Here is a 14,728-nt window from a genome sequence, read left to right on the forward strand (position 1 = left end):
TGATTGGGCCAATCTCCGTCCGGCGGCGTCCGGCGTAGGCTCATGGATCATGAGTGTCACGGTGCGCCTGACGAAGAACGGCCGCGAGAAGTTGTCCTATCCGGCGGAACTGGTGGCCGACGACGGCACCCATCTGGTGGTCCGCGCCCCCTGGGCCGGCACGCAGACCCGTGACATGGGCTTCGTACGCTTCGAGGCCGGCGACGTCTTCACCGAGCACTACTGGCGCGACCGGTGGTTCGCCATCAAGGAGGTACGCACCGCGGCCGGCCTGCTCAAGGGCTGGTACTGCGACGTCTGCCGCCCGGTGACCGTCGAGGACGGCGTGATCGAGGCCGACGACCTCGACCTGGACCTGTGGCTGTCCGGCGACCGCCAGTCGGTCCTGCGCCTCGACCAGGACGAGTTCGACGCGAGCGGGCTGGCCGAACGCGACCCGTACGCCGCCGTCCAGGCCCGGCGCGCCCTCGACGAACTGGCCCACCGCGCGGAGACCATGTTCGACGGCCTGCTGGAATACTGATCCCGATGGACGTCCTCTGGCTCGGCGGCGGTTGCGGTGCCGGCAAATCGACTGTGGCGCGCCGGCTGGCGTACCGGTTCGATCTGCGGCTGTACCCGCTCGACGCGTACGGGTGGGTGCATGACGCCCGGCTGTCCACCGGTCAGGAGCAGTCCTTCGAGGAGAAGTTCGTCTCGCCGACGCCGCACGAGCGCGCAGCCACCTTCCTCGCGTACGCCGAGCGGAGGTTCCCGCTGATCGACGAGGATCTCGCGGCGCTCGGCGCGGGACCGCTGATCCTGGCCGAAGGGCCGGGGCTGCTGCCGGAGCCGGTGGCGGCGCGGATGGCGTCGCCGGCGCACGGGCTGTGGCTGCTGCCCTCGGCCGAGTTCTCGGCCCGCAACCTGGGTCTGCGCGCGGAGCCGCAGCCGACCGAGGACGCCGAGGCCAAGGCGCAGGCCACCCGGGTACGCCTCGCCCGCGACGAGCTGCTGGTCGAAAGGATGCGGGCCGACGCCGCCCGGCTCGGACTGCCCACCTGGGACGTCGACGGCTCGTGGACGCTGGAGGAGACCGAGGAGCGGGTCGCCCGGCTGTTCGCGCCGCTGATCGAGGCCGGACCGCGGGTCCGGGACGGCGCCGAGCGCGCGGCGATCCGGCGCGCCGAGAACGCCGTGGTGAAGACTCAGATCGAGATGTTCCTGCGCTACCTGGGCGAGCACGCGCCCGCCGAACCCGCGCCGTTCCCGTGGGTCTGCGAGTGCTCGACGCTCGGCTGCGCCGCGACCGTGCCCCTGCCCGTCACCGCGTACGCGCCCGGAGCCGTGCTCGCCCACTGACCCGTTTGCCCGGAGGTCCGCATGTGCACGGTGATCGTCGGCTTCGACCCGGACGCGGCCGTCCCCCTGCTCGTCGTCGGCGTACGCGACGAGTACCTGGCCCGGCCGTGGCGCTCCCCCGCGCACCACTGGGCCGCCCGGCCCGGCCTGGTCGGCGGCATCGACCTCCAGTCCGGCGGGACGTGGCTGGCGGTCGCGCCCGGCGTACCGCGGGTGGGCTGCGTCCTCAACGCCTTCGGCGCGGAGGCGGCCGTGGCGACCCGGCTCACCCGGGGCAGGCTGCCGCTGCTGGCCGCCGGGGGCGGGGAGCCGTTCGGCGAGGAGCTGACCCGCTTCGACCCCTTCCACCTGGTACGCGCCGACGCCGACCAGGTCCTGCTGTGGACCTGGGACGGCGCCACGCTCGCCGAGCGGCCGCTCGCGCCCGGGCTGCACATGATCCTCAACAGCGGCCTGGAGGGCGAGCGCGCCGCCACCGCCCCTCCGCAGGCCGCTGAGGACATGGCGGCACGGCTGGCGTACTTCCGGCCGCGCCTGGAAGCCGCGAAGCGGCCGGAACCGGGTACGGGGATGAGCGTCGAGGAAGCCTGGGGCGAATGGCTGCCGCTGGTGTCCGGCGCGGGCCTCCCCGCGGCCGATCCGGCGGCGCTGCTCGTCCGTCGCGACTTCGGGGACGAGCACCTGTGGGGCAGCAGTTCGGTCTCGCTCGTGGCGCTCGGCCCGGCCGGGACACGCTACGACTTCGGCGTCGTACCGGACGAAGGCGCATTTACCTGGTCAACCGTGAGCTGAGTCACACGAGATTATCCGCGTGGGAATAGTTGTAAGTTCAAGAACCTTGGGTAGGCTGTAGGCGTTGGTTGAGTCTTCAACTAATGCGGTTCCGCCAGACAGACTTTCCACGAGGAGCACACGATGACCACCACGACCACTCCGCTCGCCGAGCTCACCGGCAAGTACGCGTTCGACACCGCGCACTCCCGGGTCGGCTTCGTCGCCCGCCACGCGATGGTGACGAAGGTACGCGGCGCGTTCAACGAGTTCGAGGCCACGGCCTTCCTCGACGGCGCCGACCCGAGCAAGTCGACGGTGAACGTCACGATCCAGGCCAAGAGCATCGACACCCGCAACGAGCAGCGCGACGGCCACCTGCGCAGCAACGACTTCCTCGACATGGAGAACTACCCGGAGATCACCTTCGTGTCGACCGAGGCGAAGCAGCTGGACGACACCACCTTCCAGGTGACCGGAGATCTGACCATCAAGGGCGTCACCAAGCCGGTCACGATCGACTTCTCGTACGAGGGCGCGGTCAAGGATCCGTTCGGCAACACCCGCCTCGGCTTCGAGGGCGCGGTCACGATCAACCGCAAGGACTGGGGCGTCAACTGGAACGCCGCCCTGGAGACCGGTGGCGTGCTCGTCAGCGAGAAGATCACGCTGGAGTTCGAGCTCGCGGCCATCAAGGTCGACTAATACCAACCGATCCGGCGGAAGGGCTCGGCGCCACGGCGCTGGGCCCTTCGCCGTTCCCAAAGACCTGACTGCCCAGGTCCCCCAAAGACCTGACCCCCCAGGTCTTGGCCCCGCACTCGGCCCGCGACGTCCGGCAGTGCAAGATCAACAAATACGAAGTAATTGTTGATCTCTGTGCTGACGGACGTTGCATTATGGGGCCGAGTGCCCGGCACCGCCCGAAGGGCGGGCCCAACAACAACCTTCCAGCCCAGCCCGTGGGGGTAAGCCAGGGGGAACCGTCCCGTGGGGGTAAGCCAGGGGGACCCGTCAGAACGAAAACCCCCCAGCCCGGTTGTTGCGGGACGCGATGAGCCCCGCCAGCGTCGACACCGCGATCTCCGCCGGCGCCTTCGACCCGATGTTCAACCCGATAGGCCGGTGTACGCGCGCGATCTCCGCATCGGTCGCGCCGAGTTCGCGCAACGCCGGAACATGCTGGGCGGCGTGCCGCGTACTGCCCATGACACCGATCCAGCGGGCCGGTGTCGCGAGCGCCGCCCGCAGCATCTCCCCCAGCTCCGGCCGGTCGTGATCGGTCACCACCACGTCGGCGTCCGGATCGGCGAACGACGGGTCCACCGTGCTCACCACGGTGTACGCCTCAAGATCTCCGACCCGGTCCGGGCTCGGCTCGACGAGGATCACCCGGTAGCCCAGGTCCGCCCCGAAATGCAGCAGGTACCCGGCGACGGGTGAAGCGAAGACGGCCACGAGCGTACGCGCCCACCTCGGGCGGGATCTCGCCGCTGGCCATCCGGCAGGCCGGATCCTCGTTTTCGCCCACTTCCCGACCCTACCGCCCGCCCGCCCCGTTTGTGACGATCTTGCGCGAACGTCCGGCTCCCCGGCCCATTCGACGGACGTTGCCACGATCTTGCACGAATGTTCGGGCATTCCGGGTACACCGGACGAAATTCGGGACACTCGCGCAAGATCGTCGAGCATTCCGGGTACGCGTCAGAGGGCGTCGAGGAGGGCGAACTCCGCCGGCGACAGCTTGATCTCCCCGGCCGCGATGTTCTCCTCCAGGTGCGCAGGGTTCCCCGTGCCCGGGATCGCCAGCACATGAGGTCCCTTGTGGAGAGTCCACGCGATGCGTACCTGGGCGGGCGTCACACCGTGGGCCTGCGCGATCGACACCACGGCGGCCTCGTCCGGTGCCGAGCGGCCCGAACCGCCACCGGTCGCCGCGATCGAGAAGAACGGCACGAACGCGATCCCCGCCCGGCCGCACGCCGCGAGGATCTCCTCCTGACTCGGCGTACGCGCGCCCAGCCCGTACCGGTTCTGTACGCAGACCACCGGCGCGATGGCCTGCGCCTGGGCGAGATGCTGGGGCCGGATGTTGGAGATCCCGAGATGCCGGATCATCCCCGCCGTACGCAGATCCGCCAGTGCCCCGAAATGCTCCTCGATGGAGTCCAGCCCCTGCTGCCGGAGGTTCACGACGTCCAGATGATCCCGGCCGAGCTGGCGGAGGTTCTCCTCGACCTGGCCGCGCAGCTGATCGGGGCGGGCCAGCGGCAGCCACTCACCGGACGCGTCGCGCCCCGGACCGACCTTGGTCACGATCACGAGATCGTCCGGGTACGGGCCCAGCGCCGAGTTGATCAGCTCGTTCGCCGACCGGATCGCCGAGAAGTAGAAGGCGGCGGTGTCGATGTGGTTGACGCCCAGCTCGACCGCCCGCCGAAGCACGGCGATCGACCGGGCGCGGTCGCTCGGCGTACCTTCGTCGAACGCGGCGCTCCCCGTGAGCCGCATCGAACCGAACCCCATCCGGTGAACGGTCCTGTCCCCCAGCTGCCAAGTACCCGCCGCACCAGCGAAGATCATGGGTCGGAGTGTTGCATACTCCACCCGTCGGCACGCTCGCCTACCCTTACGGCATCGGCTAATGTGCATGCATGGCGCGTGCGGCGGATCCGGGGACGACCGTGGTCCGGGCCTGGGGTTGAGGATGCAGACCAGCCCGGACAGCATCTGGATCGCCGAGACCGCGACCGGCGTCGTGGTCGCCCGGATGCGGGCCGGTGAGGCGCTGCTCGTGGTCGACCGCCCGGCGCTGGGCCGGTTCCGGGAGAAGCGGCCGCTGGCGATCCAGGGCGACAGCCCGGTCGTCGACGACGTCGCGCTGCACCGGGTCTCGCCCCTGCCGTCCCGGATGTCCGAGGTCTCCGGCTGGTACGAGGACGACGACGGCCGCGTCCTGCTGCTGACCCACTTCCCCGAGGCGTACTTCGGCGAGCCCATGATCCTCGTGGCGGAGGGCGACAGGGTCACGCGCGCGTACGCCCTCGGCGAGACGCGCATGCTCACCGAGGAGGGGATGTTCCTCGAACTCGACGACGACGGCCTGCGCGTCACGAGCGACTACCTGGTGACCACGCTGCGGCGCAGCCCCCGCTTCCGCGAGCGCTACGTCACCTTCTACGCCGGCGACGACCAGCTCGCCGGCACGGTGATCCTCCCCGCCGGCACCGGGCCGCACCCCGCCGCCGTCTTCCTGCCCGGCGCCGCGGGCGGCCAGCGCGACTTCGGCCGGCTGCACGTGCGGCCCCTGCTGGAGGCCGGCGTCGCCGTCCTGCTCTTCGACAAGGCCGGCCACGGCTTCTCCGACGGCACCGATCCGTCCATCTTCGACCAGGCCACCGCGGCCAACGCGGCCATGCGCCTGCTCGCCGACCTTTCCGAGATCGACGGTACGCGTATCGGGCTGGCCGGGTTCTCCAACGGGATGTGGGCGGCCCCGATGGCGGCCGCGCGCGCCGAGACCGCGTTCATCGCCGGCGTGGGCGCCCCCGGTGTCTCGATGGCCGAGGCGGAGGTGCACCGGCGGACGAAGGTGCTGCGGGAATCGGGCATCAGCCTGGGCACGGTGGCGGCCGTCGGCGACGCCTGGCGCTGCATCTTCTCGATCGTCGGCGAGGGCCGGTCGGCCGCCCTCGAGGAACGCCTCGACCGGGCGATGACCGTCATCGGCGCCGCGGCGGACCTCGACGCGTACGAGATCCCGGACTTCGTCCGCGAGAACCCGATGCTGTCGCCGATCCCCCCGCTGATGCCGGTCGCCGACCTGGTCGGAATGCTCGACGACCTCCGCGATCCCCAGGTCGCCTACGATCCGGCGACCGACTACGAGGCCGTCGGCTGCCCGGTCTTCCTCCAATATGGATCGGACGACACGAGCGTACCCGTGGAGGCTTCGATCGAAAGGATCGAGCGCGCGGTGGCGGAGGCGGGGCAGGACGTGACCGTGAAGGTGTACCACGGCCTGGAGCACCTGCTGAACGTGCTGCCCAAGGAGGTCGTGGGCCTGACGCCCGAGGGCCTCATGTACGGCTTCCACCGCTTCCGCTACGGCGACGGGGTGCTCGCCGACCTCACGGAGTGGCTACGCGCGACCCTCTGACGGATCATCGTTGTATTTGATCATGAATTAGTTCATGATTGGGCCATGACCATAGAAGCAACCCTGCAGTGGTCGGATATCGCTCGAAATCCCCGCGAGGTCGCGGCCACCGTCGAACGCGAGGGCGAAGCACGTCTGGAGCGCCGAGGTGAAGGCTCAGCGTTCATCCTCATGACGGCGAGCCGCCATGAGGCGGCGAGCACCGGCATGCGCATCGCGCAGAGCTTGCTACGGAACGCCATTACCCATTCCAGCAGGCTCGGCGATCTTGACAGCCTGCTCATCGACACATTTCCTTGGCTCCGATTCATCCCGGAAAGCCATCGTCATGAGTTCGCCCCGGAGTTTGTGGCCACCTACGAAGCATGTAGCGAGCTGGACGTGTGGACCCCGCTGCAGAGTCTCATGAGGGAGTGGAAGGCCACCGCCGCCATCTACGCCGATCCCGTCCTGGCGGCCAAGCTCCAGGGCCCGTTCGACGACGACCTCGGCCAGGTCATGGCTCCCGAGGTGGTGTCCGACGATGCCGGCCGGAAGGAATGACCGAGCCGCGCCGCCGCGCAGAGCAGGTGGTTACGAGGTCAGGTTCGCCGGCAAGGATGCCGCCGACGGCTGGGAGGAACTGGCGCGGGTCGCCGGCAATGCCCTGCGGACGGCTTGGGACACCCTCGACGGCCATCCACTGACCCCGATCAACGGCGACAGGCATCATCGGCTGAAGGCCGGCTTCGCGACCGTGACGGTGCGCGGAAAGGTTCTCGAACAGTGGCAGTACGAGGTGACGGCGGGCGGCCGCATATGGTTCGGCGTCGACCCGCAGGACATGATCGTGTGGATCACGTACGCCTCGACCAGGCACCCGAAGGCGACGGACTAGCTGTTCTGTCCCGTGAGGTTGGGTATCCGGCTGGCGGGTGGTAGGCCTCCGAGCGCGGTGTGCGCGCGGTGGTGATTGTAGGTGTGTAGCCAGGGGCCGAACGCTTCGCGGCGTTCGGTCTCTGTGCGGTAGGGCCGGGCGTAGGCCCATTCGTTGAGCAGGGTTCGGTTGAAGCGTTCGACTTTGCCGTTGGTCTGGGGCCGGTAGGGGCGGGTGCGTTTGTGGCTGACGCCTGCTGTGGCCAGGGTCTGGGCCCATAGACGTGAGCGGTAGCAGCTCCCGTTGTCGGTCAGTACCCGCTCGATGTTCACTCCGGCCGCGGCGAACCAGGCGTGGGCGCGGGTGAAGAACGCCGCGGCGGTCTGCTGGGTCTCGTCGGGCAGGATCTCGCTGTAGGCCAGGCGGGAGTGGTCGTCGACGGCGTTGTGCAGGTAGCTGTAGCCGAGGTTGGGTCGGCCGTGGACCTTGCGTGGGCGGTCGGGGTCGCGGTGGGCGGAGCTGTTATGGCCGCCGTCGGCGCGGCCGTGGATCTTGTGGCCGCCGCCGTCGGGGATGTTGCCCATCTTTTTGATGTCGACGTGGATCAGTTCGCCGGGCCGGTCGCGTTCGTAGCGGCGCACGGTGCGGCCGGTGGCGCGGTCGAGGTCGGCCAGCCGCGCGAGGTTGTAGCGGGTCAGGACGCGGTGCACGGTGGCGGGGTTGAGGTGGAGTAGGTAGGCGATGCGGGCCGGGCCCCAACAGCGGATGACGCGGACCTTGATGATGCGTCGTTCGGTGCGGGTCGGGGTGCGCTGTGGGCTGTGATGGGGGCGGCTGGATCGGTCGGTCATGCCCGCTGGCCCGTGTTGCCGGTAGCGGTCGGCCCAGCGTCGGGCGGTGGTGTGCGAGACCTGAAAACGCTCGGCAGCACGGCGAGGCGGCCAGTTGTCCTCGACGATGCAGCGGGCCAGGCGTAGCCGGCCGGTCTCGGACAGGGGTGCGTTACGGTGGGTCATGCGAGGGCCTTCCGGTCAGGGCGTGCGAGTTTGGTCGCTACACACCCAGCCAGAAGGCCCTCCATCTTTCAAGATCTACAGCCCGTGGTCCCCGTCACCAACCTCCATGGGCAGTACAACTAGCCACCGCTGTCGTCGTGCTCGGCGTCCTGCGGGACCGCTTCGGAGTCGCGGTCGTCGAGCCACCCGTAGGGCAGCACCACCTTGGCCGGCGCGTTCGTACGCCCTCGCGGCTGCCCCAGGTTCGCGACCGGGAACGGCGCCGCCGGGTCGAGCTTGCCGAGCAGGTCGTCGAGTTCCATGAGCGACGACGACATGGCCATGGCCTGGCGCAGCTGGGAGCCGACCGGGAAGCCCTTGAGGTACCACGCGACGTGCTTGCGGAAGTCGGTGACCGCCTCGCGCTCCTGGCCCCACCATTCGACGAGGAGTTCCGCGTGCCGCCGCATGACGGACGCGACCTCGCCCAGGTTCGGCATGACCCGGTCCGGCCGCCCGGCGAACGCGGCGGCGAGGTCGGCGAACAGCCAGGGCCGCCCGAGGCAGCCGCGGCCGACCACGACGCCGTCGCAGCCGGTCTCCTTGACCATGCGCAGCGCGTCGTCGGCTTCCCAGATGTCACCGTTGCCGAGGACGGGGACGTCGAGGGCGTCCTTGAGGGTGGCGATGGCCGCCCAGTCCGCCTCGCCCGAATACCGCTGAGCCGCCGTACGCGCGTGCAGCGCGACCCACTTGACGCCGACCTCCTGGGCGATCAGGCCCGCTTCGACGAAGGTCAGGTGGTCGTCGTCGATGCCCTTGCGCATCTTGATCGTGACCGGGATGCCGGCCGGGGCCGCGGTGTCGACGGCCGCCTTCACGATGGACCGGAACAGGTTCCGCTTCCACGGGATGGCCGAGCCGCCGCCCTTGCTGGTGATCTTCTTGACGCTGCAGCCGAAGTTCAGGTCGATGTGGTCGGCGAGGTTCTCCTCGACCACCCGGCGTACGGCGCGGGCGGTCATCTCCGGGTCGACGCCGTACAGCTGCATGCTGCGCGGCTGCTCCTCGGGGGCGAACTCGATCATCTTGTCGGTCTTGGGGTTGCGGACCGCCAGCGCGACAGTGGTGATCATTTCGCACACGTAGATCCCGGCGCCCTGCTCCCGGCACAGCCGGCGGAAGGCCACGTTGGTGATGCCCGCCATCGGCGCCAGCACGACGGGCGGGTCCACGACGTGGGAGCCCAGGGTCAAAGTCACCCGTAGAGGATACCCGGGCGAGTCGGGTGTGATCGCGGTCACGGATGTCACGGATTCCCGGGCTGTCTTGTCCCATGGGCATGAACACGCAACCCATGGGCATGAACACGAACCAGACGGTCATCGTGGCCGGCGCGAGCGGCGTCTTCGGCCGGCACGTCGTGCGTACGCTCCGGGCGGCCGGGCACACCGTCCTCGGGCTGGGCCGCCGGGAGGGCACCGAGATCCGGGCCGACCTGCTGGACCGGGCGGCCCTGCTGCGGGCGGCCGACGGCGTACGCGCGGACGTGGTCGTCCACGCCGCGACGGCGCTCAGCAAGCCGCCGATGTCGCACAAGGGCATGTACGGCACCGACGACCTGCGGGTCGCGGGCACCCGGAATCTGATCGAGCTGGCCGGCGTCGTGGGTGCCCGCCGGTGGATCGGCGAGAACATCGTGTTCGGCTACGGGTACAAGGACTTCGGCGGCCGGGTCTTGACCGAGGCCGACCCGTTCGGCGGCACCGATCCGGACGCGGGCCTCGCCCGGCATCTGGAGGGCATGCGGGTCAAGGAGAACCTCCCGGTCGAGGCCGGGCTGGACGCGGTCAGCCTCCGGTTCGGCCTGTTCTACGGCCCCGGCGGCGCGACCGAGAGCCTGGTGGCGATGCTGCGCAAGCGGCAGCTGCCCGCGTTCGACGACCACGGCCGCGTCCTGCCCTGGATCAACCTGATCGACGCGGCCAACGCCGTCGCGGCGGCGATCGAGCACGGTCGGGGCGGGGAGGCGTACAACATCGTCGACGAGTCGCACCTCGGCTTCGGCGGCGCCGTACGCACGGTCGCGGCCGCGTACGGGACGCCGAAGCCGTTCACGATGCCGGCGCTGTTCACCCGCGCGCTGCCCTACCTGCGCAGCATGCTCACCACCAACATCACGGCCGACACCGCCAAGGCCCGCCGTGAGCTGCGCTGGGCGCCGGTCTATCCGACTCTGCCCGACGGGCTCGAGCACTAGGCTGGCGGCCATGGTGGACTCCGCGGTCTTCACCCGGCATCGGCGGCTGCTGTTCGATGTGGCGTACCGGATGACCGGCAGTGTCGCCGATGCCGAGGATCTCGTCCAGGAGGCGTGGCTGCGCTGGTCCGCCACGGACGAGAGCACCGTCGCCAACCCGCGCGCGTACCTGGTGCGGACCGTCACCAACCTCTCGCTCAACCAGCTCACCTCCGCGCGGGCGCGCCGCGAGGCGTACGTGGGCCCGTGGCTGCCCGAGCCGCTGCTCACGCAGCCCGACTCCAGCCAGGAGGCCGAGATGGCCGAATCGATCTCGATGGCGATGCTCGTCGTCCTGGAGACCCTCACCCCCGTCGAGCGCGCGGTCTTCCTGCTGCACGAGGTCTTCGGCTACGCCCACGGCGAGATCGCCGACATCCTCGGCAAGTCCGAGGTCGCCGTCCGGCAGACCGCCACCCGCGCCCGTGCCCACGTCGCGGCCCGCCGTCCCCGGTTCGACACCGACGATCGCGTACGCGTGGAAGCCACCGACCGGTTCCGCGCCGCCTGTGCCGGCGGCGACCTGAACGCGATGATGGAGCTCCTCGCCCCGGACGTGGTCCTCTGGTCCGACGGCGGCGGCATCGTCACCGCCGCCCGGCGCCCGCTCGTGGGGGCCGACCACGTCGCCCGGTGGATGCTGGGCGTCATGCGCAAGCCGGAGTCCGCCGCGGCCGAGTTCGGGCCCGCCCTCGTCAACGGGGAGCCGGCGATCGTCGGCTACTACGGCGACCAGCCGGTCGGCACGATCCACGTCGAGGTCGCCGACGGAAAGATCACCGAGGTACGCATGGTCGTCAACCCCGAGAAGCTCGCCGGCCTGCGCCGCCCCGACCCGCGTTCCTGACCGTCCATGGCAGGTCGGGTTATGGCAGGTCGGGTTATGGTAAGTCGAGTTACCATAACCCGAGTTACCATATGCCGAGAAGGACGTGACCAGGGGAGGCGACCACATGATCGACAAACCCGACCGACTCAGCGGCCGCGTACGCGAATGGCGCGCGGTCACCCGGTTCGCCGAGGACGACGAGGTGGGCGCGCATCTCGGACTCGTGTACGGGCGTCGCCGCCAGGGCAAGACGTTCCTGCTGGAACTGCTGGCCGAGGCGACCGGCGGCTTCATGTTCACCGCCCTACAGCAGTCCGGCCCGCAGAACCTGCGCCTGCTCGGCGATGCGTACGCGGCCTTTCTGGGGTTGCGCGACCCTGTGCGGTTCACCGGCTGGCCGGCCGCGATGGAGGCACTTCTCCTGCTCGGCGAGCGCCGGGCCGAGCCGACAGTCGTGGTGCTCGACGAGTTCCCGTTCCTGCTCGACGGCGACCCGTCCCTGCCGTCCCTGCTGCAGGTCGGCATCGGCCCGACCGGTGCGGCCTTCCGCCGGGGGCGTACGCGGCTGATCCTGTGCGGCAGCGCCCTCACCACGATGCGCCGGCTGCTGGTCGGCAGTGCTCCGTTACGCGGGCGGGCCGTGCTGGAGCTGATGCTGCCGCCGTTCGGGTTCCGCGAGGCGGCCGCGTTCTGGAACCTGGAATCCGACCTCGACACCGCCTTCCGAGTCGACGCCCTCATCGGCGGTACGCCCGCGTACCGGGCGATGTCCGGCGGCAGCCCCGCCCCGGGCCGGTTCGACGAGTGGATCGCCGACGGCCTGCTCGACCCGGCCTCGGCGATCTTCCGCGAGGGCAACGTGCTGCTGTACGAGCAGCCCGAGGTCAACGATCCGGCGCTCTACTTCTCGGTGCTGGGCGCGATCGCCCAGGGCGCTGCCAAGCGCAGCGAGATCGCCGCACTGCTGGAACGCGCCGACAGCTCGCTCAGCCATCCGCTCGCGGTGCTGGAGGAGTTGCAGCTCGTCGGGAAGATCGAGGACGCGCTGCGCCCGCGGCGGCCCGTCTACGAGATCCGCGAGCCGGTCATCCGCTTCCACCAGCTCGTCATCCGGCCCCGCGAGGCCGCTCTCGCCGCCCACGGGGGTTCGCGGGTCTGGCGGGAGACCACCGACACGGTCAGCAGCAAGATCTACGGGCCGCACCTGGAGCACCTCGCCCGCGAGTGGACCCTGGCGTACGCGTCGCAACAGACGCTCGGCGGTGCGGCCAACCAGGTACGACCGGCCACGGTCGCCTGCCGGGAGCACCGGGCCGGTCACGAGATCGACGTCGTCGCCCAGGCCGACCTGCCCCACGAACCGGTACGCGTTCTCGCGATCGGCGAGGCCAAGGCCACCGAACGGCCGGTCGGGCACGGGGAACTGGCCCGGCTGGAGCACCTGCGCGATCTCGTGGCCGCCGCGAAGCCGGGTACGCCGAAGCTGCTGCTGTTCTCGCGTACCGGGTTCACGAAGGAGCTCCGGGCCGAGACCGGACGTGCCGACCTGGAACTCATCGACCTGGAACGGCTCTATCACGGCGATTGAGCCGCCACACGTGCGTACGCTTCACCGACACTCCCTCAAGGTTCGGGCGTACCGGGACGTCGTAGGTCGCCACCTGGGTGAACAGGCGCTTCGGCAGGAACTCCCGGTCCGGGTCGCCCACGTAGACGTCCGCCGTGCCGCGCAGGAGCAGGCGCGTCATCCGGTCGGCGATGCTCTGCGTGTAGAAGCCGTCGCCGACGAGCACCACGTCCGCGCTCACCGTCAGGTCCGCGAGGTCCCCGACGACCCCCTCCACCTGTACGCCGTTCGCCGCGGCGTTGGCGGCGACGGCTTCGATGGCGTCCTCGTCCAGGTCGACTGCGCGTACACGAGAGGAGTGGGAGTGCGCGGCGGCGAGCGCGACGACGCCGGAGCCGCAAGCGACGTCGAGGGCCGTGCGGCCTTGGACCGTCTCGGGGTGGTCGAGGATGTAGCGCGCGAGGGCCTGGCCGCCCGGCCACGCGAAGGCCCAGAAGGGCGGGCGGCGGTCGGAGGAGTAACCGCCGTCCCAGAGGCCCGCGGTCGCGGGGGCCTGGTGGAGGCGCAGCTCGGGGAGGAAGGTGAGCGGCGCGAGCTGTGTCTGTACGCCGCTCACCCTCCCAGGGTAGTTAGGGACTCGTGCAGGTGACCGTCGGTATCGAGTTCGTGGCGCCGGACATGCCCGCCAGGAAGCCGAAGGTGGTACTGGCGCCGGCCCCGAGGGTGCCGTTCCAGCTCACCGGGGTCACGGTGATGTTGGCGCCGCTGGCGGCCAGCGTGCCGTTCCAGATCTGACTGATGGTCTGGCCGTTGGCGAAGGTCCACTTCGCCGTCCAGCCGTTGAGTGTGCCGGTGCCGTTGTTCTTCACCGTCACGTCCGCTTGGAAGCCGCCCGACCACGAATTGACGATCGTGTACGTGGCGCTACAGGCGCCGCTGGGCGGCGGGCTGGAGCTGGGGCTCGCGCTGGCGCTCCGGCTCGGGCTGGTGCTCGGGCTGGGGCTCGCGCTGCGGGACGCGCTGGCGCTGGGACTCGGGCTGGCACTGCGGGAGGCGGAGACCGACGGGGACGGCGACGGGTTCGTGCCGGTGCCGCCGATGCCGGTGACCTCGCCGTTGCCGCCGTCGAAGACCACGTCGGAACAGCCGTAGAAGGTCTCGGTGCTGTCCGAACGCTTCCACACCGAGTAGATGATGTGGCGGCCGGTCTTCACCGGCAGGTTGCCCGACCAGGAGTAGTACCCGGTCGGAGCGGAGCCGGTCAGCGGCGGGTGGTCGGCCGACAGGAACGGTGTCGACTCCATGTCCGCCCAGGTCAGCGCCTGGTTCGGGTCGAAGCCGTCCTTCGTGACGTACAGGTAGAACCAGCCGGGGTGGGCGGCCCAGGCGGCGTACGTCCAGGTGAAGGGGGCACCCGAGGTCAGATGGGTCAGGGGCCAGTCGTTGCGGGGGGCGTCGAAGCCGGCGTACTTGGTGAAGCCGCCGCTGCACAGCGAACCGTCCGGGATGAAGCCCGACGTACGCCCGGCACCATCGGAGCGCAGGACCCCGAACCAGTCGTAGAAGGGCTGGGCTCCGCCGACCGCGAGGGCGTTCTGGCAGGCGGGGTTGGTGGGTTTGATCTCGCCCGTGGAGGTGAGGCCGTCCTTGTAGCACAGGTACGTTCGACTGCCGGGGGTCAGCAGCGCACCATGTGCCCACGTCGTGCTGGGGATGAGCGCCGCGACTACCGCGGCGACCAGTCCCACCACAAGGGAGCGTCCCACCATCGCGCGTCCGATCTTCACGTGAACTCCTTTCGCGATGGACAGGTTTAGACGCCCGGGCCGTGGGAGTTGCCCGTGCGGGAAGCGCATCACGCCTTAAACAATTCAGCAATGTGGATGTCACGATGTGGGAACGCTCCCATGG

16 protein-coding genes are annotated in these 14,728 nt (G+C 70.0%); 10 read left to right on the top strand and 6 right to left on the bottom strand.

Annotation, left to right across the window (positions count from 1 at the left end; all coding sequences use genetic code 11):
* Positions 1-49: 49 nt before the first annotated feature.
* The 4 genes from G401_RS0102045 to G401_RS0102060 all read left to right on the top strand — a co-directional run bounded on the left by G401_RS0102045 (position 50) and on the right by G401_RS0102060 (position 2,817).
* Positions 50-523 carry a DUF402 domain-containing protein gene (locus tag G401_RS0102045; RefSeq protein WP_034590407.1) on the top strand — a complete coding sequence of 158 codons (474 nt, stop codon included), beginning with the start codon at positions 50-52 and terminating at the stop codon, positions 521-523.
* A 5-nt stretch (positions 524-528) separates the two neighbouring features.
* The gene (locus G401_RS0102050) at positions 529-1,341 is read left to right on the top strand and encodes a P-loop NTPase family protein (protein WP_027341192.1); all 813 of its coding nucleotides are present in this window, start codon (positions 529-531) and stop codon (positions 1,339-1,341) included.
* Between the two features lie 21 nt (positions 1,342-1,362).
* Positions 1,363-2,133, top strand: a complete 771-nt coding sequence (locus G401_RS0102055; protein WP_027341193.1) for an NRDE family protein — start codon at positions 1,363-1,365, stop codon at positions 2,131-2,133.
* 123 nt (positions 2,134-2,256) lie between these two features.
* Entirely contained in the window at positions 2,257-2,817 is a 561-nt protein-coding gene (locus G401_RS0102060) for a YceI family protein (RefSeq protein ID WP_027341194.1), read from the top strand.
* Between the two features lie 309 nt (positions 2,818-3,126).
* Here the strand turns inward: G401_RS0102060 and G401_RS0102065 are convergent, their stop codons facing one another.
* The gene (locus G401_RS0102065; RefSeq protein WP_027341195.1) at positions 3,127-3,570 is read right to left on the bottom strand and encodes an XdhC family protein; all 444 of its coding nucleotides are present in this window, start codon (positions 3,568-3,570) and stop codon (positions 3,127-3,129) included.
* Between the two features lie 246 nt (positions 3,571-3,816).
* Complete coding sequence (locus tag G401_RS0102070; RefSeq protein ID WP_027341196.1) at positions 3,817-4,695, bottom strand: oxidoreductase; 879 nt, start codon at positions 4,693-4,695, stop codon at positions 3,817-3,819.
* A 124-nt stretch (positions 4,696-4,819) separates the two neighbouring features.
* Here G401_RS0102070 and G401_RS0102075 point away from each other — a divergent pair, with 124 nt between their 5' ends.
* From G401_RS0102075 to G401_RS0102085, 3 genes are read left to right on the top strand one after another with little or no spacing between them, the layout of a single operon-like run.
* On the top strand, positions 4,820-6,271 hold the full coding sequence (locus G401_RS0102075) for an alpha/beta hydrolase family protein (protein ID WP_027341197.1): 1,452 nt from the start codon (positions 4,820-4,822) through the stop codon (positions 6,269-6,271).
* A 45-nt stretch (positions 6,272-6,316) separates the two neighbouring features.
* On the top strand, positions 6,317-6,814 hold the full coding sequence (locus G401_RS42845) for a hypothetical protein (protein ID WP_034590409.1): 498 nt from the start codon (positions 6,317-6,319) through the stop codon (positions 6,812-6,814).
* The gene (locus G401_RS0102085) at positions 6,795-7,148 is read left to right on the top strand and encodes a hypothetical protein (RefSeq protein WP_027341198.1); all 354 of its coding nucleotides are present in this window, start codon (positions 6,795-6,797) and stop codon (positions 7,146-7,148) included. Before G401_RS42845 ends, G401_RS0102085 begins: the two co-directional genes overlap by 20 nt.
* On the opposite strand, the gene G401_RS0102090 is transcribed toward G401_RS0102085, so the two are convergent.
* Together G401_RS0102090 and dusB are read right to left on the bottom strand one after the other, a co-directional pair.
* Complete coding sequence (locus G401_RS0102090; RefSeq protein WP_027341199.1) at positions 7,145-8,143, bottom strand: IS481 family transposase; 999 nt, start codon at positions 8,141-8,143, stop codon at positions 7,145-7,147. The genes G401_RS0102085 and G401_RS0102090 overlap by 4 nt on opposite strands.
* A gap of 119 nt (positions 8,144-8,262) precedes the next feature.
* Entirely contained in the window at positions 8,263-9,384 is a 1,122-nt protein-coding gene (gene dusB / locus G401_RS0102095) for a tRNA dihydrouridine synthase DusB (protein ID WP_027341200.1), read from the bottom strand.
* 80 nt (positions 9,385-9,464) lie between these two features.
* Between dusB and G401_RS0102100 the strand changes: the two genes are divergently transcribed.
* The 3 genes from G401_RS0102100 to G401_RS0102110 all read left to right on the top strand — a co-directional run bounded on the left by G401_RS0102100 (position 9,465) and on the right by G401_RS0102110 (position 12,838).
* Positions 9,465-10,382 (top strand): NAD-dependent epimerase/dehydratase family protein, encoded by a 918-nt coding sequence (locus tag G401_RS0102100; RefSeq protein ID WP_211240640.1) that lies wholly within the window; start codon positions 9,465-9,467, stop codon positions 10,380-10,382.
* A 10-nt stretch (positions 10,383-10,392) separates the two neighbouring features.
* Complete coding sequence (locus G401_RS0102105) at positions 10,393-11,268, top strand: RNA polymerase sigma-70 factor (RefSeq protein WP_027341202.1); 876 nt, start codon at positions 10,393-10,395, stop codon at positions 11,266-11,268.
* 106 nt (positions 11,269-11,374) lie between these two features.
* Positions 11,375-12,838, top strand: a complete 1,464-nt coding sequence (locus G401_RS0102110) for an AAA family ATPase (protein ID WP_034590410.1) — start codon at positions 11,375-11,377, stop codon at positions 12,836-12,838.
* Here the strand turns inward: G401_RS0102110 and G401_RS0102115 are convergent.
* A complete protein-coding gene (locus G401_RS0102115) occupies positions 12,804-13,433 on the bottom strand; it encodes a class I SAM-dependent methyltransferase (protein ID WP_027341204.1) in 630 nt (209 codons plus the stop codon). The genes G401_RS0102110 and G401_RS0102115 overlap by 35 nt on opposite strands.
* 13 nt (positions 13,434-13,446) lie before the next feature.
* Positions 13,447-14,586, bottom strand: coding sequence for a lytic polysaccharide monooxygenase (locus G401_RS0102120; RefSeq protein ID WP_027341205.1), 1,140 nt, complete (start codon positions 14,584-14,586; stop codon positions 13,447-13,449).
* Positions 14,587-14,728 lie beyond the last annotated feature (142 nt).

It is taken from the genome of Hamadaea tsunoensis DSM 44101, from assembly GCF_000428945.1.
GTDB classification, from domain to species: Bacteria; Actinomycetota; Actinomycetes; order Mycobacteriales; family Micromonosporaceae; genus Hamadaea; species Hamadaea tsunoensis.